Raw genomic sequence first — 1,126 nt, 5'->3', positions numbered from 1 at the left:
AATGCCGATCAGTTAAGAAATATTTTAGCGATCGGTTGACCGATCTTTTATAGATGTAAAAATCCGATGAGCATTTGCCATCGGATTTTTTTATGGATATCAAAACAGCGTTAGATACTGCTTTCAACGCCAGTACCCAGTTTCACTCATTTGAAAAACTCTCAACTTTCTTAGACCCTTCAATTATTGATGAGGCCTTTGTAGAAGCAGGTGTGGCAACCGTTAGAAAGCGTCGCTTACCGCTTGAGTCGGTAATGTGGTGTGTCATGGGCATGAGTCTTTTTAGGCAAGAATCAGTGTGGAATATTGCCACTAAGATGGATATCGCGTTGCCCGGTAAAGCACCGCTCGTAGCGCCAAGCGCTATGGTTCAAGCGCGTCAGCGCTTGGGAACTGAGGCCGTTGAACAGTCTTTTAAAAAGATGGCTAAACATTGGTACCAGCAGAATCAATTCGAAACATGGAACGGGTTGAATTTACTTGGTGTCGATGGTGTCGTTTGGCGAACGGCTGATACTGCGGAGAACCGTGAAAAATATGGCTCTGGTAGCACACAATATGGCGATACAGCCTTTCCTCAGATTCGCATGGTCTGCCAGATGGAACTGACAAGTCATCAACTTGTAAACAGTGCGTTCGATAAATATAAGTCTAACGAAATGGTGCTAGCCGAGCAGCTAATTGAAGACACGCCTAATCACTCGCTCACTATGTTTGACCGTGGTTTTTATTCGTTGGGCTTACTCCACCAATGGCATAGCGAAGGACAAGAAAGACACTGGATGATACCCGCCAGAAAAGGCCTCCAGTTTGAAGTATTAGAGAGCTATAGCCGTGTAGATAAACGGGTGAAACTAACAACCACACCTCAAGCGAGAAAGAAATTCCCCACGCTTCCCGATGAGATTGAAGCGCGACTCATTACGAAGAAAATTCGAGGAAAAGAGTGTCGAATTCTTACATCTCTTACCGATGTCATGCGCTATCCCAGTGACGAGATTGTAGACTTATACAGCCATCGCTGGGAAATTGAATTAGGGTACCGAGAGATGAAGCAGACGCTATTGAATAGTGAATACACGCTTCGGAGTAAGCGACCTGACATGGTTGAGCAAGAGTTATGGGG

General features: G+C 45.0%; 1 protein-coding gene. It reads left to right on the top strand.

What is annotated here, in order from left to right; all coding sequences use genetic code 11:
* Window positions 1-92: 92 nt before the first annotated feature.
* On the top strand, window positions 93-1,126 hold a 1,034-nt coding region (locus tag RJ41_RS14520), incomplete at its 3' end, for an IS4 family transposase (RefSeq protein WP_039222291.1).

This window comes from Alteromonas marina, from assembly GCF_000808575.1.
GTDB classification, from domain to species: Bacteria; Pseudomonadota; Gammaproteobacteria; order Enterobacterales; family Alteromonadaceae; genus Alteromonas; species Alteromonas marina_A.
This window is presented reverse-complemented; position numbering and strand designations above follow the sequence as displayed.